Origin of the sequence: Nonomuraea sp. NPDC050643, assembly GCF_040654715.1 — a bacterium.
Taxonomy (GTDB): domain Bacteria; phylum Actinomycetota; class Actinomycetes; order Streptosporangiales; family Streptosporangiaceae; genus Nonomuraea.
The window spans coordinates 265,673-284,645 of sequence record NZ_JBFAIM010000002.1; the positions used below are offsets into that span (position 1 = coordinate 265,673).

Sequence of the window (18,973 nt, forward strand, 5' to 3'; positions counted from 1 at the left end):
GGCAATGACGACCGCGATCGGCACCGACCGGGCCGAGATCCGCCACGAACTGGCGGGCACCACCTACGACCTGCTCGTGATCGGCGGCGGCATCCTCGGCACGTCCGTGACCTGGATGGCCGCACAGGCGGGGCTGCGGGTGGCGATGGTGGACGCGGGCGACTTCGCCGGCGCCACCTCCAGCGCCTCCTCCAAGCTCGTCCACGGCGGCCTGCGTTACCTGCAGACCGGCAACGTCAGGCTGGTCGCGGAGAACCACCGTGAGCGGCGCGCCCTGGCCGGCGACATCGCGCCGCACCTGGTCAAGCCGCTGACGTTCCTGGTGCCCATCTACAAGGGCGGGCCGCACGGGGCCGCGAAGCTGGGCGCGGGGGTGTTCCTGTATTCGGCGCTGTCGGTGTTCGGCGACGGCATGGGCAAGGTGATCACGCCGCACCAGGCGCTGGCCAAGGTGCCCGCCCTGCGTACCGAGGGGTTGCGGGCCGCCGCCGTCTACGGCGACCACCAGATGAACGACAGCCGGGTCGCGGTCATGACCGTGCGGGCCGCCGTGGACGCGGGCGCCACCGTGCTCAACCACGCCGAGGTCGTCGGACTGCGCAAGACGGCCGGCAGCGTGACGGGCGCCGAACTGCGCGACCGCCTCGACGGCACGGAGTTCGGCGTCTCCGCCCGCCTCGTCCTGAACGCCACCGGACCCTGGGTCGACCACCTGCGGCGCATGGAGGACCCGGACGCGGCGCCCAGCATCCGGCTGTCCAAGGGCGCCCACCTGGTCCTGCGCCGGCACGAGCCGTGGAAGGCGGCGCTGACCACGCCGATCGACAAATACCGGGTGTCGTTCGCCATCCCGTGGGAGGACCACCTGCTGCTGGGCACCACCGACGAGGCGTACGAGGGCGACCCCGGCGCGGTGCGCGCCACCGAGGCCGACATCGCGCAGATCCTCAACGAGGCCGGGCACGCCGTGCGCGACTCCCAGGTCAGGCGCGAGGACATCACCTACGCCTTCGCGGGGCTGCGGGTGCTGCCCGGCGGTCCCGGGCAGGTGACGGCGGCCAAGCGGGAGACGGTGCTCAGCCGGGGCTCGGGCGGCATGCTGTCCGTGGCCGGCGGAAAGTGGACGACCTATCGCCACATCGGCAAATACGTCCTCGACATCCTCGCCCACCTGCCGGGCCGTCCCCTCGGCGACGACCTGGCCGACATCCTGCCCGCCGTGCCACTGCCCGGCCTGGCCAGCCCCGACGCCGTCGCCATGCGGCTGTGGACCGACCGTGACCCGGGCGCGCGCATGGACCCCCTGGTGGCCAGGCACCTGGCCTCGCACTACGGGTCGATCGCGTTCGACCTGTCCCGCCTCATCCGCGAGGACCCGGCGCTCGGGGAGCGCATCCATCCGGACGGGCCGGACATCTGGGCCCAGGCGGTCTACGCCCGCGACCACGAGTGGGCGGCCACCGTGGACGACGTCGTACGCCGCCGCACCACCCTCACCGTACGCGGCCTCGACACGCCCGAAATCAGGAACCGCATCGCCGGCCTGCTCACCTGACCCTCATCTGGGCAGGTGGTAGGCATGCACACTCCAACTCCGATCAACGAAGCCCTGCTTCGCCACTTCCGCGACCTGCGCGACGGGGACCACGGCCGGGCCGTCTCCAGGGAGGACAAGGAGCGCGTGTTCGCCCGGGCGGTCCAGTTCCTCGACCCGGTGGCGCGCACGGTCCTCGACGAGGCCAACGCCGACCTGCTGCTGGGCACCGGCGAGGTGGTGGCCAGCGGGGTCACCCGGTCGCACGAGGGCGGGCTCAACGCCATGTGGTCGCTGACGTGGCCGGAGCAGCGGAGATGCGGCCTCCAGCCGATCGCCGTGGTCGCCCATTACGGCCGTGACTTCCACCATCCGCACCTGCGGGGCAACACCGTCGGGGACTGGCCGCTGAACGTCTTCGACGAGGCGGACGCGGCGGGCCAGCTCGACACGCTGCGTGTGATCGCCGCAGGCGACGCCCACAACCTGGTCTTCCAGGAGAGCTACCGCGTGATGCCGGCCCTCACCACGCCCGCAGTCCCGTAAACGTCATCCGCCGTACCGAAAACGCCGTCCGCAGTGCCGTAGGCGCCGGTCGCCGAGGCGGGCGAGCGGTCTGCGCTCGGCTCGCCCGCGCCGCGGAACGGCTACCTGACTACCTGGACCGGCCTTTACGGTCCTGGACCTGGATTCCTGGCGGGAGGTCGGTGACGAGATCCACCCCGGCGGCCACGCGAGGCGGCGCGCCCGCCTGTGCCCGGCCGGAGCCCACCGGTTCTCGCCGTTTTCTCGTGGTGGGGAATCTGGCGTAGGGCATGGCCGCGGAGTTCGCGATGCCGCGCAGGGCCTTGGGGTCCGCGATCGAGATCGACGAGTAGCCCGTGCTCACGAGACCGTCGCCGCACCACTGCCGCAGGATCCGTCCGATGGAGGTCTCGCTGACCCCGATCCACGCCGCCAGATCCGCTTGGGACAGCCGGGGCGCGAGAACGTTGCGACCGCCCACCGACTGCTCGCCGAACCGGTGGAGCAGGTTGAGCAGCAGCCGCGCCAGTCGCGTGTCCATCGTGAGCCGCCTTACCGCCTGCATCTGGCTGATGAAGTGCAGTTGGTCGTTCTGTATTCGCCGGATGAGGGCGCTGATGTGCGGCAGGTCGCCGAGAACGATCGGAATCATGTCTCCGGTGACGTCGAGGAGCGTTCCTCTCCTCAGCGCGACCCCATGAATGTCGGCCATTTCCCCGAGCCATTCAGGACTCGCCGGATGGGTGGAGTGCAGGGCGCTGACGAGGTCGCCCGGCGCGGCCATGTCGATGACGCTGCGACTGGTGCGCGCGTTTCCCGCCTGCAGGCGGACCCAGGAGTCCGCCATGATGACGGTGATTCCCGGCTCATCGTGCACGGCCACCGTGTCACCGGCGAAGACGGAACGCTGGGTTCCCACGCGCTTGAGCGCCTGGCGCTCCAGTTCGGACAGCCGGCGCCAGAAGCTGACCTGGCCCGGACGCTGGGGAGGAAGCGGATCCATGGCATCGCCTAGGAACCGTGGAACGTGTACGGGACGGTGGTCGTGAATGAGTTTCGCATCGGCGGTCTCGCTTTCTCCTAGGGACCGACTTCTTCCTTTTGCCTCTTTGCCGAGCTTTTTACGCTTTCTGGGGCTTGACAGGATGAACATAGAGGCAAAGGGCGATGCGCGCCAATAATCGGTGAATTGTCACACGGTGACGGAGAAAGATTGCCTTGACCTGCGCCGAGAGCGGGCAAAGCACCCCACGGACAGAATTCGCGGAGCAGGAAATCACCCGGCCCGGCGGAAAGAACTTCCATTCGGGATGATGATTTTCCACCCGCCCCTTTCGAACTGTGTGCCCTGAGGTAGGGTCCGGTGGAAGGGCTGATGTCTCCCGCCTCCTTGCCGAGCATGCCGAGCTGTCAGCTTGCGGGAGGTGAGAGCGGTGGGGTGGTAACCCGCCCGCTCACCTCCCCCTCGACAGGATGCCGCCGAACGACGTGTGGGCCGCTCGCCCCCGGTCACGAGACCCCGGGGGCGAGCGGCCCACACATCACCACTTAGCCGGCCCACCCAGCGCCGTGACGGCGGCCCGCCACGTGCGGGTCAGACGGCGTCACCCTGGAGGCCCTCAACCCCGGTCGGCGGGTGGTGTGCCGTCGGCTTCGCCGTAAAAGACGCTCTGTGAAAAGACGCTCTGCGAAAGACGCCGCGAAGGACGCCGCCAGCGGGACTATGCCTCGGTGAAGCCGCGTGCGCGGCCGCCGGCGGCCTCGCGGACGGCGGCGGCGACGGCGGTCGCCACGTCGGGGTGGAAGACGCTGGGCACGATGTAGTTGGGGCCCAGCTCCTCCGGCGTGACCACGGCGGCCAGCGCGTCGGCGGCGGCCAGGAGCATCTCCTGCGTCACCCCGCCGGCCTGCGCGTCGAGCAGCCCCCGGAAGACGCCCGGGAAGGCCAGCACGTTGTTGATCTGGTTGGGGTAGTCGGAGCGGCCCGTCGCCACCACGGCGGCGTGCTGGGCGGCCTCGTCGGGCGACACCTCGGGCTCCGGGTTGGCCAGGGCGAACACCACCGCGTCCGCGGCCATCGTCGCGATGTCGTCGGCGGTCAGGATGCCCGGCGCGGACACCCCCACGAAGACGTCGGCGTCCTTGACCGCGCCTCGCAGGTCGCCGGAGTAGCCCTCGATGTTGGTGTGGTCGGCGATCCACTGCAGCGACTCGTCGAGGTCGTCGCGGCCCTTGTGCACGGCGCCCAGGTAGTCGCACACGATCACGTTGCGCGCGCCCGCCGCCAGCAGCAGCCGCAGCACGGCGTTGCCCGCCGCACCCGCGCCCGCCATGGTGATCTTGACATTCTCGATGCCCTTGTTCACCACCCGCAGCGCGTTCTTCAGCGCCGCCAGCACGCAGATCGCGGTGCCGTGCTGGTCGTCGTGGAAGACCGGGATGTCGAGCAGCTCGCGCAGCCGCCGCTCCACCTCGAAGCAGCGCGGCGCGCCGATGTCCTCCAGGTTGATCCCGCCGAAGCCCGGCGCGATCACCTGCACGGTGCGCACGATCTCGTCCACGTCCTGCGTGTCCAGGCAGATCGGCCAGGCGTCGATGCCCGCGAACCGTTTGAACAGCGCCGCCTTGCCCTCCATGACCGGCAGCGCCGCCTCCGGCCCGATGTTGCCCAGGCCCAGCACGGCCGAGCCGTCGGTGACGACGGCCACGGTGTTGCGCTTGATGGTCAGGCGCCGCGCGTCTTCCTTGTTGCGCGCGATCGCCAGCGACACACGGGCCACGCCCGGCGTGTAGGCCATCGACAGCTCGTCACGGTTGCGCAGCGGCACCTTCGACTTCATCTCGATCTTGCCGCCGAGGTGCATGAGGAACGTGCGGTCGGACACCTTGTGGATGACGACACCCTCGACGACCTCGAGCTGGTCGACGATGGCCTGGGCGTGGTCGGTGTCCCGGGCGGCACACGTGACGTCGATGCGGAGCTTCTCATGGCCCGCGTTGGTCACGTCGAGGGCGGTCACGACGCCCCCGGCCGACTCTACGGCGTGGGTGAGCTGGCTGACGGCCTTGCCGCCAGCGGGCACCTCAAGCCGCACGGTGATGGAGTACGAGACACTCGGGACGGTCGCCACGTCAATCGCTCCTTCGGGACTGACCAAGAAGTCCTCCCATGTTAGGGGGCATTTGGTCAATCGCGTGCCTCGGCCGCCTGGACGATCAGCTCGACGCATGTGGGGACCGGGATCGAGGTGCTGTCGATGACCAGGTGGTATTGGCAGGGGTCGGTCGGGTCGGTCCGGTAGAAGTGGCGGACGTAGGCGGTCCGGGCGCGGTCGTTGTCCTCGATGATGTGGCGGGCCTCGCGCTCGCTCAGCTCGCCCAGCGTGGCCGTCTGCCGGACGCGGCGCTTGATCGGGGCGTCGAGGCGGACGTGCAGCGCCCCCGGGTGGTCGGCCAGGACCATGGCGCCCGCCCGGCCCAGGAACACGCCGCCCTGGTTGCGGGCCATCTCCTTGAGCATGCGTTCGGTGCGCCGGACGAACTCCTCGGGCGCGTGGGGCATGGCTCCCGGCACATACATGTCCACGCCCCCGAACGTGACCGTCGGCAGCCGCATCGCCCCTGACAGGAGCCTGCCGAGGCCGTGTTCGGCCCGGTCGTCGTGGGCCAGCGCCTCTTCCAGCGTGCAGCCCAGCTCCTGGGCCACGGCGCTGGGGATGGCTCGGTCGACGAAGGGCACGCCAAGCCGCTCGGCCACGGCCGGGCCGATTTGGCTGCCGGCCGTGCCGTACGTCGCCGAAATTGTGACGACCCGCATATGCCCAGGTTAGAACAGCGCGCTCGCCAAAGCTCTACGTGCTTTGACCAAAGATGGATCGTCTGCGGGCAACGCCTCGAACAGGCCGAGCAGATGACGCCTGGCCTTCTCCTTGTCGTCGCCCGAGGTGCGCTTGACCACGCCGATGACCCGGTCGAACGCCTGGTCGACCGAGCCCGACAGCATCTCCAGGTCGGCGGCGAGCAACTGGGCGTCGAGGTCTGCCGGGTCCTGGAGGCGGCGCTGCACGTCGGCGGGGTCGACCTCGGCCGTGCGCTTGATCAGGCCGACGCCCGCGAGCCCCATCTTGGCGTCCTCGTCGCCCGGCGAGCGGGCCAGCAGCCGTTCGTAGGCCGCCGCCGCCGCGTCGAGATCGCCGTCGTTGATGGCCTCCTCGGCCGCCACCAGGTCGGGGTCGGCGGGCGGGCCCGCGGGAGCCTCGGGCTCGCCGGGCTCCGCCGGGGGCCGGGCACCGGGGTTGGCCTGGTAGAACTGCTCGACGGCGCCCATCAGCTCGTCGAGCCAGCGGTGCACCTCCTGCTCGGGCAGCACCTGCTGGAAGCCGGTGACGGCCTGGCCCTGGAAGATCGCCAGCACGGTCGGCACGGCCTGCACGCGCAGCGCCTGGGCGATCTGCGGGCTGGCGTCGACGTTGACCTTGGCCAGGACGGCCCTGCCGCCCAGCTCGCCCACGACCTTCTCCAGCACCGGGCTGAGCTGTGCGCTGCCCGGTGCCCGGGGCGACCAGAGGTCGAGGATGACGGGCACGGTCATGGACCGATCGATGACGTCGGTCGTGAAGGTCTCCTCGTTGACGTCGACGACCGACGCCGACGAGGCCGCCTGGGGACCTGTCGCCTCCCGCCGGGCTTGCGCCTCCAGTGCCTGCTTGCGCGCGCCCAGGTCGACAGCTCCGTAGAGTGACCCGGGCCTAGAGAAGTCCGCCATGCCCTTCATCTTGCCGCATGGACGAGACCGAGAAGTCACCCGCGGCCACGCGAAGGGTGCGCAACTGGTCGAACATGCCTTGGAGTTCGTCTTCGGCGTACATGGTGAGGCCGAATTCTGCGGTCATGAGGTCGCCGGTGGCGCGCCGGACGACGTCCCGGCCGGCGTCGGTGATCTCGGCGAGCACGCCGCGCCCGTCTCGGGGGTTGGGCAGGCGGCAGACGAACCCGGACTTCTCCAGCCTGTCCACCGTGTTCGTGACGCTGGTGGGATGAACCATGAGCCGTTCGCCGATCTTCGACAGCGGCAGCGCGCCCGTCTTGCTGAAGGTCAACAGGACCAAAGCCTCGTACCTGGCAAAGGTCAAGTCATATGGCTTAAGGAGCGAGTCAAGTTGCGACAGCAGGATCTGATGTGCCCTCATGATCGAGGTGACGGCGGCCATGGCGGAGGACGGCCCGAAGTGAGCACGCCAGCTCTCCGCGGCGCGGTCGATGGGGTCGAACGGCAGGTTGAGCGGCTTGGGCTGTGACACAGCGCTACGGTAGCGCGCCGGTCGTCCCGGTTCGTCTGATTACTCTCTGCGACAGGTGTCTCCGCTTGACCAAGAGTCCGGACATCAATCATCACGCTCAGTTATGGTTCTCGTACGCATGGTGACGCGGAAACCAAGTCCACCAGCCGCGGGGAACCGGCCTGGACCCATCGTTTCCGCCTTGCCAAGGGGCACGGGGGGTGCTTGATGAACGTCAACGGGGACAAGGGTGCGTGAGCACGCGGGCGTTTCACGAGAAGAGCTGAAGCAGAGCGCGGCCGTCACGGTCGCCGTGCTCCTGGCTGTCGGCCTGGTCGCGGCGTGGAACGTCCTGATACCCGGCGTGGACGCGTGGGAGAACATCGTGGCCGCGGTCATCGGCTCGCTCCGGCTGACCGGGCCCGTCGCCGCGGCCTTCGCCGCCTGGGTGGCGCTGCGCAAACGCCGGGCGCTGCGCGGCCGGTCGCTCACGACCTGGCGGGCGCTCAAGGCGCCGCTGGCGATCGTGGTGGTGGTCCTGGGCTCGTTCGGGGCCACGGTGCTGGTGCTGGCGGTCAAGACCGTGCTCACCGACCAGGCGGGCCGGCTGAGTCTGTCGGGTCTGGGCATGGGGATGGCGGGGCTGGCGCTCTACTCGGTGATCGGGTGGGTGGCCGGCTGGGTGCTGCCCAAGCCGTTCACGCCGCCGCTGGCGGGGCTGGCCTGCTACGGGGTGTTCTCGTGGCTGGCCGACGACCGCGGGTGGGCCGACAAGCTGGCGCCGGGCACCGGGGAGCCGTACGACCTGTTCCAGGGGCTGAGCGGGGCGCCGTTCTTCGACCAGACGATCTGGCTGCTCGGCATCACGGCGGCGCTGCTGCTCGGCTGGGCGGCGCTGGTGACCAGGCAGGCCCTGGTCCTGGCGTGCGCGCTGCTGGCGGTGCTGGCGGCCGGGATGGGCGTGTCCAGGGTGCTGACCCAGCCGAAGCCGGCCGCGGCCGAGGACATCGCCTACAGCTGCCAGGAGTGGCCGATCACGGTGTGCGTGCATCCGGGCATGCGGGCGGGGCTGACCGAGCTGGGGGCGGCGTTCACGCAGATCGCCTCCCGGCTGGCGGGCACGCCGGCCGCGTTCACGCGGGTGGAGCAGCGGCCGCTCGACGACAGGCTGCAGCCGGCGAACGGGCTGGCGCCGGTGCACGTACCGGATCTGTCGGCGGGCTACGCGGAGGAGGCGGCGTACGAGTACATCGAGGCGCTGGCCCCGCGCTGCTCCAGCGCGGTCGCGGAGGGTTACCGGCAGATCGTGGTGGCGTGGCTGCGCGGCGAGCCGCTGCCGGGCGCGCCGCTGCCCGAGCACCAGTACGCGACGTCGTGGTTCTCGGCGCTGAGCGAGCACCAGCGGAGGGAGTGGCTGCGCATGTTCTACAGCGACTTCCAGGGCTGCCGGCTGTCGAGCACGCACTTCGGCGGCGGGCCGGGGCACGCGCAGGTGGCGCCGTCCTCGCGGGCGACGTCCGAGTCGGGCCACGCCTATCCGGTGTACCCGGATCCCACCGGCACGTCGGTGGGCAACTCGGCGCCCGCCACGCCGGGGTCGGGGTCGGCGCCGGGCACTCCCCCGGCGGGCTGGGCTCCTGACGAGCCCGCCGCCGGGTGGGCTCCCGACGGGCCGGAGGCCGGCTGGACGCCCGACACGTCGGGCACGAGCTGGCCCGTGATCGGCACGGTGTCGGCCGACGTGCCGGACGCCTCTCCCGCGGCGGCGGCGGACGAGGCGCCACCGCAGGCGACGCCGCCCGCGGTGGCGCAAGAGGCACCTGTCACCAAGACGGCGACGAGGTCGGAGTCGGGTGAGCCCGCCTCCGACGCGCCCGCCCAGGACGGGCAGGCCGGGCAGGACGGCGGCTGGGGACCGAAGATGTCACCAAACGGCTGGCAATGATGATCGCTCACCGGGTAGTCATGCTCGCATGACGACTTCCCGAACGACGCTGCCCGAGGCCATCCCCGGGCGGCGCCGCAGGTGGCGATATGTGGCGGGCCTCCTGGTCCTGGCGGTCCTGCTCGTGGTGGGCGGCCGCCTGGCCTGGACCTGGCTCAACCCGCTGGGCGAGCAGACCATCGACCGCAGCCAGCCGGTGCTGCTGCAGTCCATCAAGGACCTGAGCCGGTTCGAGGCGGCGACGGGGAACTTCCAGGTCGTGGTGGACTTAGAGAAGGACGCCAACTTCCTGCCCGACGCGATCAAGGGCACCCGCACGCTGTTCGTCGGGGCCGGCGGGGTCGACGCCTACGTCGACTTCTCCGCCATGGCGACGAACGGGGTGACGGTCTCGGAGGACCGTACCGAGGCGACCATCCGCCTGCCGCACGCCCAGCTCGAGAAGCCGAACCTGGACAACAGCCGCTCCTACGTCTACGCGCAGCAGCGCGGCCTGTTCGACCGGGTGAGCGACTTCCTGTCGGGTTCGCCGGGCGACCAGCGGGAGCTCTATCTCCTGGCCGAGAGGAAGATCACCGAGGCCGCCGTCGCGAGCGACCTGCGCACCCGGGCCGACACCAACACCAAGGCCATGCTGTCGGGCATGCTCAAGTCGCTCGGCTTCAAGAAGGTCACGGTGAAGTTCACCGACGAGCCCTGATCCCGTGCGGATCCGCCGGGACGGCCGGCGTGCCGTCCCGGCGGGGGGTCCTCAGTGGACGTCCTCAGTGAATGTTTTCAGTGAATGTCCTCAGTCGACGAAGGTGGTGCAGTCGGCCTCGGTCACCCATTTGTGCGAGGAGATGGCGTCGTTCGCGCTGAACGCCTTGCCCGCGTGCTCTCCCACGGTCCGCTCGCTGAACTTGTTGTTGGACAGGTCGTCGGCGTAGTACTCGCCCGGCTTGAGGCAGGTGTAGCCGTAGCGCCAGTCGTAGGCGGTGTAGTCGTAGAAGGCGACCACGTCATATCCGCCCAGCGTGCCGTTGTTCATCACCGACGAGACCTTGTTGGTGGCCTTCTTGATGTCGCCGGTGCCGTCGCCCCAGTCGCGGTCGTCGTTCTCGTCGTGGCCCAGGGCGTTCGTGCAGAAGGCGTCCTGCCAGATGCGGACCTTGCCGTCCCGGTGGCCCGGGGCCTGCACCGCGTCCCACTCCTGCTGACAGCGCGTCGCCTGGACGCCGACGGGGTCCGCCGCGGCGGCGGGGGCCGCGGACAGTGAGACCGCGAGGGCGGTGATGGTCAGGCCGGTGGCCGTGATCGTACGCATGGTGAACTCCTTCGTGGAAATTCGCGGAAAACGGGGTGGATCGCCGAGGCCGGTCAGGCCCCGGAGCTGAGGGTTCGCCTGGCGCGCTCGAGCGCCTCGCGTTCGAGGTGGCCGAGGTCGGCCAGCTCGCGGGCGTACGGGCGGGCCGCCCGCTCGCGGTACCGGCGTTCCAGGGAGCGGGCGAGGTCCGCGAACGAGGTCTGCCGGGCGCAGGTGGCCTCGGCGACGGCCAGGCGTACTTCGACGGCGTGGGCCCGCGTCGCGTCCATGCCGTCGGTGAGCCGCGCGAGCGCCTGGCGGATCTCCGGCGGGTCGGCGTAGGAGTGCCCCTGCCGTGCCATGCACCGCGACCAGTCCCGCTGCGCGGCGACGAAGCGCCGATCGGCCAGGAGGTCGGGCACGTAGAGGGGCATCAGGTTCATGGCGATCTTGCCGGCGCGGAACCACGTACCGAGGTCGCCGAACAGCAACCGTTTGGCCTCACCGGTGCAGCCGCCGAACGTGCCGCTGATCGTCCCGCCCGACGGAAGCCCGGCCGTCAGCCGCAGGACGTCCCGCTCGCCCTCGAACGCCGCGTTGTAGCGGGCCCGCCGCTCCTCGGAGAGGCCGGCGAAGTAGGGGAGGTTGGGGTCGTCCTTCTTCGCGGCGGCGGCCCTGCGCGCCAGGCGTCCGCCGTAGCCGTGTTCGCGGGCCCAGCCAGGGTCGCTCAGCACGTAACCGGAGCCCCGGCGCTCGTCGGCGGTCAGCGGCGGCGCCGGCCAGTAGCGGAAGCCCTGCCGCGCCATGCACCGCTGGACGAGCAGCCCTTCGGCGCGCTCAAGCTCCGACCGTTCGGCCCCGGTCAGCTCCGCCGCCGCCGGGGCGGGGGCGCAGGCGACCAGGGACGCACAGGCCAGGGCCGTGCACAGGGTGGCGATCGGACGCGGCACTGTTCCCCCTCGCTGACGTCGGTGACCTCAGCTTCGGCGGCCGTGCGGTTGTCCGGCAGCCCCCTTTCGTCACTCTGGACAATCCCCCGCCGGGGTTCTTCACCAGCGCCCTAGGTACCTCGTGCGCCCTCCTTAGGGACTCCCTAGCTGTGCTTACGCCCGGAGATAAGGCATACGCCCGATGTGCCGGACGGGGCCTTAGGCCGAGTCTTGAGAGTGCAGGGAACAACGACACACTCAAAGGAGCATTCGGATGAACGCCGAACTCGAATACAGCGTCATGCAGCACCACGCCTCAGAGTTGCGGCAGGCCGCCGCCGAGCAGCGGCGCGTACGTGAGGCGCAGCGGAGCAAGCGGGGCGAGCGCCGCAACCGCTCGGTCTTCGCCAGGTTCCTCGCGTCATGACCGTCCACAAGCAGCCCGGCCGCAACCTCCCTCGCGGCCGGGCTGAGATGCCCCCTTAGGGGGCGGTCGCTCGGGGTCCGCATCCTGGGCGGGCTCGAGCATGGCGTGACGAAGCCCCGGTCCATTCCTGGTTGGGCCGGGGCATCGCGCTGTCCGCGCCAGAGTCGCCCTACGCGTCCTTCACGAGGTGCCGCCTTAGTCGTCCGGGTACTGGAAGACGGCGTCGAGCGGCACCCGGAACACCCTGGCGATCTGGAACGCCATCTCCAGCGAGGGCGAGTAACGGCCCTGTTCGATGGCGATGACCGTCTGTCTCGTCACGCCGACGCGGTCGGCCAGCTCCGCCTGGGTCATCTCGCCGTGCGCGAACCGCAGGGCGCGGATGGAGTTCGTGACCTTGGTCGACTTCACCACGTCGGCAGACCCCTGCGGTAGGCGATGATCTTCAGTATGGAGCCCAGTACGGACGACAGGACGAACGCCAGGAAGAGCACGTTGGCGATCCAGAAATGGTCCAGCTCGGCCAGCGCCATGGCCAGCGCGGCCACGCCGCCCGCGACGAGGAACCACTGGCCGGTGTACTCGCCGTACCGGTTGATCTGCCTGTCTCGCTGGTCCTTCTTGCCGGCCTGGTCAGGCCGGACGACGGTGACCGCGATGTTCAGCACGATCCCGGCCACGATCGATGCGCCGATGGTCCACAGCAGGGTCGCCGCGTAGGGCACCTCGGTGAGCGGGACGTCACCGGCCCGGCCGAGGATGATCGCGGCGTAGACCGCGTACGCGATGACCGAGACCACGACCATGACCCAGGCGCGTTTCTCTTCGGGTGCCATGCTCTCGAATGTAAAGCACTTTGGACATGATGTCTACAATTTTTTACACACGCCCTCGGAATGTGCGCCGCAGATCGTCCACCCACGCGTCCGGGATCTCCCACGGGATGAAGTGGCCGCCTCGGTCGTGGGCGGTGAGGTTGACATGGTTGTACCAGGCGGCGCGGTCACTGGCGACGAAGTGGTCCACGCGCTGGGCGGTGCTGACGCCGGGCGGGTTCTCGTGGCCCACGAAGGTGATGCCGGTGGGGGCCTCGATGGGCGGCCGGCGGTCGTGGGAGGGGGTCCAGGGGTAGCGGTTGTTGTTGGCGTAGGTGCGGATGGAACTGCCGATCGTGTTGCCCGCCCAGAAGATCATGGCGTGCGTGAGCAGGTCGTCCTTGGTGAAGACGGTCTCGATGTCGCCGCCGTTGTCGCTCCAGGTGACCCATCGCTCGAGGATCCAGGCGAGCATCCCGGCTGGCGAGTCGGACAGGCCGTACGCGAGCGTGCTCGGGGCCAGCATGTGCGCGGCGAGGTGGACGGCGAAGCGCCTCTCCAGGGCGACGACCCGGGCGTGCACGTCGGCGGGCAGGCCGTCGGGGATGGGCCGGCCGCCGCTGAGGTCCCAGGCCCGGTCGCCGTTGAAGAGGGTGAGCATCTGGCCGGAGCCGATGTGGATGCCGTGCAGCTCGTCGGCGTACTTGTGCCCGAGTTGCCCCGTGACCATCGCTCCGACGTCGCAACCGGCGGCGGCGTACTTGGCGTGGCCGAGGGTCCGGGTCATGAGCACGTGCCAGAGGTCGGCGACCTTCCAGAAGTTCATGTCGGGGCGACCGGTCAGCGGCGCCGAGAACCCGAACCCGGGGAAGGAGGGGACGATCACGTCGAACGCCTCCGCCGGGTCGCCGCCGTACGCGGCCGGGTCGGCGAGGGGGTCGACGACCTTGGACCAGTGCCAGAACGTCCACGGCCAGCCATGGGTCAGGATCAGCGGCGTCGGGCGGGGACCGACGCCCGGCTTGCGCATGAAGTGCACCGGCACGCCCTCGACCTCGACGCGGTAGTGCTCGTAGGCGTTGATCGCGGCCTCGGCCTTGCGCCAGTCGTAGCCGGTGCGCCAGTAGTCGACGAGCTCCCGCAGGTACGCGCCGTTCACGCCGTAGCGCCAGTCCTCGTTGCCCACGTCCTGCGGCCACCGCGTCAGCTCCAGCCGCTGCCGCAGGTCGTCGAGCACGTCATCGGGTACGTGGATCGGCTCCGGCTCCAAAGGGAAACCCTGACTCATCGCCATCTCCTACTCCCGGCTCTGCCGGTTGACGTCCTTCTGCCCGTTGAGGTCTTTCTGCCGGTTGAGCTCCCGGTTGAGCTCGACCAGGCGCGCCAGGGCGGGCACCGCCGCCGCGACGGCCGCCCGCTCGTCCGGTGTGAGCCCGTCCGCGAGCGCGGCCAGGTGCGCCACCCGCTCGGCGCGCCGCCCGTTCACGATCGCGGCCCCGGCCTCCGTGACGTGCACGAGCACGGCCCGGCCGTCGGACGGATCCGGCCGGCGCTCCACCAGCCCGTCGCGCTCCAGGCTCGTGACGATCTGCGTGATGGCCGGCTGGGTGACCTGCTCGCTGGCGGTCAGCTCGGTGAGCCGCATGGGGCCGCCGCCCTCCAGGGTGTGGAGCACGGACAACGTCGTGAAGCTCAATCGCTGCGCCTTGGGCAGGCGGATGTGCATCCGCGTGAAGTCCTCCAGCACGGAGACCAGCTCGGCGACGCTCAACTCGGTGGACACGCCGGAAAGTGTATTAGGAATTTATATAAATCCCTAATTCATTCCGCCGAGGGACCCGCGTGAGACGAGCGGCCGGCATGTTCGCCGCTGTCCGCCGCTCGGCCACGGCCGCCTCTTGGGGGATCACGTTGTGTGATCGGGTGATGAAGGTTGATGATGCCGGTATGCGCAAGCGGGTGCTGGTGTGGAGCGGGGCCGTGGCCGCGGTGGCGGCCATGGTGGGGCTGGGCGTCTACTTCACGCGGGTGGGGCTGGAGGACGCCGACAAAGTGGCCAGCGTGATCGGGGTGTTCGTCGCACTGGTGGGGCTGGCGGTGGCGATCTACGGCCTGCGCGGCGGCCGATCGCCCGAGGCTGCGGGTACGGACCCCGGCCCCAGCCCCGGCCCGGGTTCGGGTTCGGGTTCGGGTTCGGCCCAGCCGAACGTGTCGGCACCGGGGACCCGGTCGGTGGCCATCGGCGGGGACAACACCGGGGTGGTCTCCACCGGGGATGGGGCGACGAACGTGCAGATGCGCGCTGAGGCGTCGGGGCAGGCGCGCATCTACCAGGCCGGCGGCGATCAGACGATCAACGAGAAGTAGCGTCACATCCGAACACGGGACCGCCCGTGCCGGCATGACGGTGTAACGAGCCGGTCGACGCCATGCGTGCGGTCGGTGCGCCCACTCACGTCAATCGGCGGGAGGACAGGCGTGCTCCAGGTGGTCCCCGGCCTGCCGCCTCGCGTGGGGTGGATGTCCGGCGCGTGAAGGTCACCCGGCTCCACCCAGCGGACGTCGCCGGTCTCCGACCGTGCGGGTCATCAGCATCACCTCGGGCTCCTGCCGGATCTCCTCGCCCGTGCAGGCCACGATGCGCCCGGGGTCGGAATCGATGCCCAGAATGCCCACCGGGCTCCATGTGACGCCGGTCTCCCGCGCGCCGGCCTCATCTTGTCCGTGAGCGGCGCCCACTGGCCGGTGTCGCACCGGCACCGCATCAGGATGTGTCCCGTGCCGTCCACGGTGACCGTCCCGCAGGCTGGTAGGGGGTTGTTCGCCTTGGACGCGACCGGTCGGTCCGGTGTTCGACTCGCTCCATGGGACGCCTCGCAGCTCTCCACGCTGGGCCACCCGACTCACAGCGCCGACGCCGGCCGGCGCTCGGGGGAGCGTGAGAGGGCTGGAAGCCCCCTCACCCAGAGATTCGGGGCGCGCAGCGCCCCCCGTTGCGAGGTCTTGCGTTTCAGGGCTTGGGGACGGTGATGAGGAGGGCGTCGCCTTGGCCGCCTCCGCCGCACAGGCCGGCCGCGCCCAGGCCGCCGCCCCTGCGCTTCAGCTCGTACGCCAGCGTCAGGACGATTCGCGCGCCCGACGCGCCGATCGGGTGCCCCAGGGCGATGCCGCCGCCGTTGACGTTGACCTTGTCGAGGGGGACGCCCAGTTCCTTGGCCGACTGCAGGACCACGCTGGCGAAGGCCTCGTTGATCTCCACCAGGTCCAGGTCGGCGGCCGTGACGCCCTGCTTGGTCAGCGCCTGCTTGATGGCGTTGGCGGGCTGCGACTGCAGGGACGTGTCGGGCCCGGCCACGTTGCCGTGGCGGCCGATCTCCGCCAGCCACGCGAGGCCCAGTTCCTCGGCCTTCGCCTTCGACATGACCACCACGGCGCAGGCGCCGTCGGAGATCTGGGAGGCCGAGCCGGCCGTGATCGTGCCGTCGGCGGCGAAGGCCGGGCGGAGCTTGGCGAGGGTCTCGGGCGTCGTGTCACCGCGTACGCCCTCGTCCTCCTTGACGATCACCGGCTCGCCGCGCCGCTGCGGGATCTCCACCGGGACGATCTCGTCGTCGAACAGGCCGTTCTTGGTGGCGGCGGCGGCGAGCTGGTGGGAGCGGGCCGACACGGAGTCTTGCTCCTCGCGGCCGATGCCCAGCCGGGCGTTGTAGCGTTCGGTGGACTCCCCCATCGCGCACTGGTCGAACGCGCAGAACAGGCCGTCGTGGGCCATCGAGTCGACCACGTCGGCGCCGCCGTACTTGACGCCCTTGCGCAGGCCGGGCAGCAGGTGGGGGGCGTTGGTCATCGACTCCATGCCGCCGGCCACCACGATGTCGAACTCGCCGGCCCTGATGAGCTGGTCGGCCAGGGCGATGGCGTCGAGGCCCGACAGGCACACCTTGTTGATGGTGATCGAGGGGACGGTCATCGGGATGCCGGCCTTGACGGCGGCCTGGCGGGAGGGGATCTGGCCGGCGCCCGCCTGGAGGACCTGGCCCATGATCACGTACTGGACGGCCTCGGGGGCGACACCCGCGCGGTCGAGGGCGGCCTTGATCGCGATGCCCCCGAGCTCGACGGCGGGCAGCCCGGACAGGGCGCCGAGGAGCTTGCCGATGGGGGTGCGAGCTCCGGCCACGATGACGGAACTGGACATGACGAAGGCCTCCTGTGCTCGCGTCGGGTTCTTTGACACCATACCCACGAGTAGGACGACGATCGCCATGGAGGTAGGGCACACATGTTCATGCGCATCGACCACATCGGGATCGCCTGCCGCGACCTCGAAGAGAAGATCGAGCTCTTCTCGCGCACGTTCGACCTGACGGTCGTGGCCCGCGAGGTGAACGAGGAGCAGGGCGTCAAAGAGGCCATGCTGCATATCGCCGACGGTGAAGGTGGGGGCTCCTACATTCAGCTACTCGAACCCCTCTCGGAAGACTCCCCTGTGGGAAAATTCCTGGCTAAGCGGGGCGAGGGTGTTCATCATGTGGCATTCGGCGTGCCCGACGTCGCCGACGCGATGGCCACGATCGGCGAGAAGGGAGTGAGACTGCTGGACGAGCGGCCCCGGCACGGGTCGATGGGCTCGCAGATCGCATTCCTGCACCCCAAAGATGTGGGTGGCATGTTGACGGAATTGGTCCAATCGGCCAAACCATCACAAAACGGATAAAACGTTCATATGTAACTAGTCACGCAGAAACGTGGACGGGGCTTCGCAGGGGGCACCGGCGGAGTACGCTTGACCTTCCACCGGACAAGGGGCCTGCCGCGAGGCACAGGCTCCTGGCTCGGATGCCCCGAACCCCCCGTCCGGCCCGTGTAGCCGTCTCGACAACCCAGGATCGAGCCTCCATGCAGTCCGACATCGACGCCCAGCTCAACAACTTCTTCGAGGACGCCCCAGCTCGCGAGTTCGACGTGGTGCTCCGTGGTTACGACCGGCATCAGGTCCACGATCACCTCAAGCAACTCGATCAGGAGCTACGCCAGGCCCGCGAACAGGCCTCCGGCCTGCAGCGCGATTTGTCCGACTCGCAGCGCCAGCTACAGGAGCAGGAGCGTCCCACCTACTCCGGTCTGGGCGCTCGCATCGAGCAGCTCCTGCGCCTGGCCGAGGAGCAGGCGACCGAGCTCGTCCAGGCCGCCAGGTCCGAGGCCAACGAGATCAAGGCCGCCGCCAAGGTCGAGGCCGCCGATCTGCGGGCCGCCGCCGAGGCCGAGGCCGCCGAGAAGCGCGCCCAGGCCACGCGCGAGAGCGACGAGATGCGCACGTCGGCGGAGCGGGACGCCGAGGACATCCGCTCGACCGCGCGCCGCGAGTCCGACGAGCTGACCAACACGACCGAGCGCGAGGCCGCCAAGCTGCGCGCCACGGCCGACCACGAGGTCGCGGAGAAGCGGGCCGACGCCGAGCGGGAGATCGCCAAGCTCCGCACCACCACCGAGCGCGAGGTCGCCCAGCTCCGGGCCTCGACCAAGCGCGAGCGCGACGAGGTGCTGACCACCGCCAAGCGGCAGGCCGACGAGATGCGCGCGCAGGCTCAGCGCGTGCTGGAGGAGTCGGAGGCCAAGCGGGCGCAGGACGAGGCCGAGTTCGAGATCCAGCTCGCCTCCCGCCGCGAGGAGGCCGAGCGCCAGGAGGCCGAGCGCCACGCCACCGCGCAGGCCGCCACGCAGAAGCTGGTCGCCGAGGCCGAGCAGCGCGCCGCCACGGCCGAGTCGAGGGCCACGAAGGCGACCCAGCAGGCCGACCAGACGCGCCGCGAGGCCGATCTGCACGCCAAGCAGCTCGTCGCGAACGCCCGCAAGAGCTCCGAGACCATCGTGGCCGAGGCCAAGTCGAGCGCCGACACGATCGTCACCGAGGCGAAGAACGACGCCGAGCGCACGCGTACGGCGATGCAGCGCCAGGTCGACGAGCTCACCCGCCAGCGCGACAGCATCACCAGCCACCTCGCCCAGCTGCGTCAGCTGCTCGGCGGCGCCGCCCTGCCGGGCATGGAGCCGGAGCCCGCGGTCACCGCGGCCCCGCCGAAGCCGGCGCTCGCGGCGGAGCCGCCGGCTCCGGCCCCGACGCCCGCGGCCAAGGCCGAGAGCAAGTCGGAAGACGACGCCGAGTGGTGGCAGGAGTAGCCGAGACGACCGTTTATCGGGCACACGGGGGCTGAATAGACGGCTGGAGAGAGC

21 protein-coding genes are annotated in these 18,973 nt (G+C 70.2%); 8 read left to right on the top strand and 13 right to left on the bottom strand.

Translation table 11 applies throughout. The features are described from left to right. The first annotated feature begins 4 nt into the window (after window positions 1-4). The gene (locus tag AB0I15_RS03480) at window positions 5-1,555 is read left to right on the top strand and encodes a glycerol-3-phosphate dehydrogenase/oxidase (RefSeq protein WP_358089448.1); all 1,551 of its coding nucleotides are present in this window, start codon (window positions 5-7) and stop codon (window positions 1,553-1,555) included. A gap of 24 nt (window positions 1,556-1,579) precedes the next feature. After that, the gene (locus AB0I15_RS03485) at window positions 1,580-2,080 is read left to right on the top strand and encodes a hypothetical protein (protein WP_358089450.1); all 501 of its coding nucleotides are present in this window, start codon (window positions 1,580-1,582) and stop codon (window positions 2,078-2,080) included. Window positions 2,081-2,189: 109 nt separating this feature from the next. On the opposite strand, the gene AB0I15_RS03490 is transcribed toward AB0I15_RS03485, so the two are convergent. The 5 genes from AB0I15_RS03490 to AB0I15_RS03510 form a co-directional block, all read right to left on the bottom strand. Beyond that, window positions 2,190-3,212 carry a helix-turn-helix domain-containing protein gene (locus tag AB0I15_RS03490; RefSeq protein WP_358089452.1) on the bottom strand — a complete coding sequence of 341 codons (1,023 nt, stop codon included), beginning with the start codon at window positions 3,210-3,212 and terminating at the stop codon, window positions 2,190-2,192. 568 nt (window positions 3,213-3,780) lie between these two features. Next, complete coding sequence (locus AB0I15_RS03495; RefSeq protein WP_358089454.1) at window positions 3,781-5,190, bottom strand: NAD-dependent malic enzyme; 1,410 nt, start codon at window positions 5,188-5,190, stop codon at window positions 3,781-3,783. 56 nt (window positions 5,191-5,246) lie between these two features. Next, the gene (locus AB0I15_RS03500) at window positions 5,247-5,876 is read right to left on the bottom strand and encodes a cytidylate kinase-like family protein (protein WP_358089457.1); all 630 of its coding nucleotides are present in this window, start codon (window positions 5,874-5,876) and stop codon (window positions 5,247-5,249) included. Window positions 5,877-5,885: 9 nt separating this feature from the next. Beyond that, window positions 5,886-6,824 carry a tetratricopeptide repeat protein gene (locus AB0I15_RS03505; protein ID WP_358089460.1) on the bottom strand — a complete coding sequence of 313 codons (939 nt, stop codon included), beginning with the start codon at window positions 6,822-6,824 and terminating at the stop codon, window positions 5,886-5,888. Then, entirely contained in the window at window positions 6,808-7,359 is a 552-nt protein-coding gene (locus AB0I15_RS03510) for a MarR family transcriptional regulator (protein WP_358089463.1), read from the bottom strand. The genes AB0I15_RS03505 and AB0I15_RS03510 overlap by 17 nt, the downstream gene beginning before the upstream one ends. A 229-nt stretch (window positions 7,360-7,588) precedes the next feature. On the opposite strand from AB0I15_RS03510, the gene AB0I15_RS03515 reads away from it, so the two are divergent. Beyond that, window positions 7,589-9,283: a hypothetical protein gene (locus AB0I15_RS03515; protein WP_358089465.1), complete on the top strand. Its 1,695-nt coding sequence runs from the start codon at window positions 7,589-7,591 to the stop codon at window positions 9,281-9,283. A 28-nt stretch (window positions 9,284-9,311) separates the two neighbouring features. Beyond that, window positions 9,312-9,983, top strand: coding sequence for a DUF4230 domain-containing protein (locus AB0I15_RS03520; RefSeq protein ID WP_358089468.1), 672 nt, complete (start codon window positions 9,312-9,314; stop codon window positions 9,981-9,983). Between the two features lie 90 nt (window positions 9,984-10,073). Here AB0I15_RS03520 and AB0I15_RS03525 read toward each other — a convergent pair whose 3' ends face one another. Together AB0I15_RS03525 and AB0I15_RS03530 are read right to left on the bottom strand one after the other, a co-directional pair. Further along, window positions 10,074-10,589, bottom strand: a complete 516-nt coding sequence (locus AB0I15_RS03525; protein WP_358089471.1) for a hypothetical protein — start codon at window positions 10,587-10,589, stop codon at window positions 10,074-10,076. Window positions 10,590-10,642: 53 nt separating this feature from the next. Beyond that, window positions 10,643-11,518 carry a hypothetical protein gene (locus AB0I15_RS03530; RefSeq protein ID WP_358089474.1) on the bottom strand — a complete coding sequence of 292 codons (876 nt, stop codon included), beginning with the start codon at window positions 11,516-11,518 and terminating at the stop codon, window positions 10,643-10,645. A gap of 253 nt (window positions 11,519-11,771) precedes the next feature. Here AB0I15_RS03530 and AB0I15_RS03535 point away from each other — a divergent pair, with 253 nt between their 5' ends. Then, window positions 11,772-11,924, top strand: coding sequence for a hypothetical protein (locus AB0I15_RS03535; RefSeq protein WP_358089477.1), 153 nt, complete (start codon window positions 11,772-11,774; stop codon window positions 11,922-11,924). A 195-nt stretch (window positions 11,925-12,119) separates the two neighbouring features. Here the strand turns inward: AB0I15_RS03535 and AB0I15_RS03540 are convergent, their stop codons facing one another. The 4 genes from AB0I15_RS03540 to AB0I15_RS03555 are packed head-to-tail and all read right to left on the bottom strand — an operon-like array spanning window position 12,120 to window position 14,522. Further along, window positions 12,120-12,338 carry a helix-turn-helix transcriptional regulator gene (locus AB0I15_RS03540; RefSeq protein WP_358089480.1) on the bottom strand — a complete coding sequence of 73 codons (219 nt, stop codon included), beginning with the start codon at window positions 12,336-12,338 and terminating at the stop codon, window positions 12,120-12,122. Then, the gene (locus AB0I15_RS03545) at window positions 12,332-12,760 is read right to left on the bottom strand and encodes a hypothetical protein (RefSeq protein ID WP_358089483.1); all 429 of its coding nucleotides are present in this window, start codon (window positions 12,758-12,760) and stop codon (window positions 12,332-12,334) included. The genes AB0I15_RS03540 and AB0I15_RS03545 overlap by 7 nt, the downstream gene beginning before the upstream one ends. Before the next feature lie 43 nt (window positions 12,761-12,803). Further along, window positions 12,804-14,027, bottom strand: coding sequence for an epoxide hydrolase (locus tag AB0I15_RS03550; protein WP_358089486.1), 1,224 nt, complete (start codon window positions 14,025-14,027; stop codon window positions 12,804-12,806). Between the two features lie 9 nt (window positions 14,028-14,036). Then, on the bottom strand, window positions 14,037-14,522 hold the full coding sequence (locus AB0I15_RS03555) for a MarR family transcriptional regulator (RefSeq protein ID WP_358089489.1): 486 nt from the start codon (window positions 14,520-14,522) through the stop codon (window positions 14,037-14,039). 143 nt (window positions 14,523-14,665) lie between these two features. On the opposite strand from AB0I15_RS03555, the gene AB0I15_RS03560 reads away from it, so the two are divergent. Continuing rightward, window positions 14,666-15,106 (top strand): hypothetical protein, encoded by a 441-nt coding sequence (locus AB0I15_RS03560; protein WP_358089492.1) that lies wholly within the window; start codon window positions 14,666-14,668, stop codon window positions 15,104-15,106. A gap of 171 nt (window positions 15,107-15,277) precedes the next feature. Here the strand turns inward: AB0I15_RS03560 and AB0I15_RS03565 are convergent, their stop codons facing one another. Together AB0I15_RS03565 and AB0I15_RS03570 are read right to left on the bottom strand one after the other, a co-directional pair. Beyond that, window positions 15,278-15,415 (bottom strand): hypothetical protein, encoded by a 138-nt coding sequence (locus AB0I15_RS03565; protein ID WP_358089494.1) that lies wholly within the window; start codon window positions 15,413-15,415, stop codon window positions 15,278-15,280. A 334-nt stretch (window positions 15,416-15,749) separates the two neighbouring features. Further along, window positions 15,750-16,937 carry an acetyl-CoA C-acetyltransferase gene (locus AB0I15_RS03570; RefSeq protein ID WP_358089497.1) on the bottom strand — a complete coding sequence of 396 codons (1,188 nt, stop codon included), beginning with the start codon at window positions 16,935-16,937 and terminating at the stop codon, window positions 15,750-15,752. Window positions 16,938-17,021: 84 nt separating this feature from the next. On the opposite strand from AB0I15_RS03570, the gene mce reads away from it, so the two are divergent. Both mce and AB0I15_RS03580 read left to right on the top strand, forming a co-directional pair. Continuing rightward, window positions 17,022-17,456 (top strand): methylmalonyl-CoA epimerase, encoded by a 435-nt coding sequence (gene mce / locus AB0I15_RS03575; protein ID WP_358089499.1) that lies wholly within the window; start codon window positions 17,022-17,024, stop codon window positions 17,454-17,456. A 182-nt stretch (window positions 17,457-17,638) separates the two neighbouring features. Further along, window positions 17,639-18,919 (top strand): DivIVA domain-containing protein, encoded by a 1,281-nt coding sequence (locus tag AB0I15_RS03580; protein ID WP_358089502.1) that lies wholly within the window; start codon window positions 17,639-17,641, stop codon window positions 18,917-18,919. Window positions 18,920-18,973: the final 54 nt, after the last annotated feature.

Coding starts and splice junctions, on each gene's coding strand:
- AB0I15_RS03570 (WP_358089497.1), bottom strand. CDS start 16,937: ATGTCCAGTTCCGTCATCGTGGCCGGAGCTCGCACCCCCATCGGCAAG.
- AB0I15_RS03560 (WP_358089492.1), top strand. CDS start 14,666: ATGAAGGTTGATGATGCCGGTATGCGCAAGCGGGTGCTGGTGTGGAGC.
- AB0I15_RS03480 (WP_358089448.1), top strand. CDS start 5: ATGACGACCGCGATCGGCACCGACCGGGCCGAGATCCGCCACGAACTG.
- mce (WP_358089499.1), top strand. CDS start 17,022: ATGTTCATGCGCATCGACCACATCGGGATCGCCTGCCGCGACCTCGAA.
- AB0I15_RS03500 (WP_358089457.1), bottom strand. CDS start 5,876: ATGCGGGTCGTCACAATTTCGGCGACGTACGGCACGGCCGGCAGCCAA.
- AB0I15_RS03520 (WP_358089468.1), top strand. CDS start 9,312: ATGACGACTTCCCGAACGACGCTGCCCGAGGCCATCCCCGGGCGGCGC.
- AB0I15_RS03505 (WP_358089460.1), bottom strand. CDS start 6,824: ATGGCGGACTTCTCTAGGCCCGGGTCACTCTACGGAGCTGTCGACCTG.
- AB0I15_RS03490 (WP_358089452.1), bottom strand. CDS start 3,212: ATGTTCATCCTGTCAAGCCCCAGAAAGCGTAAAAAGCTCGGCAAAGAG.
- AB0I15_RS03535 (WP_358089477.1), top strand. CDS start 11,772: ATGAACGCCGAACTCGAATACAGCGTCATGCAGCACCACGCCTCAGAG.
- AB0I15_RS03580 (WP_358089502.1), top strand. CDS start 17,639: ATGCAGTCCGACATCGACGCCCAGCTCAACAACTTCTTCGAGGACGCC.
- AB0I15_RS03485 (WP_358089450.1), top strand. CDS start 1,580: ATGCACACTCCAACTCCGATCAACGAAGCCCTGCTTCGCCACTTCCGC.
- AB0I15_RS03550 (WP_358089486.1), bottom strand. CDS start 14,027: ATGAGTCAGGGTTTCCCTTTGGAGCCGGAGCCGATCCACGTACCCGAT.
- AB0I15_RS03525 (WP_358089471.1), bottom strand. CDS start 10,589: ATGCGTACGATCACGGCCACCGGCCTGACCATCACCGCCCTCGCGGTC.
- AB0I15_RS03545 (WP_358089483.1), bottom strand. CDS start 12,760: ATGGCACCCGAAGAGAAACGCGCCTGGGTCATGGTCGTGGTCTCGGTC.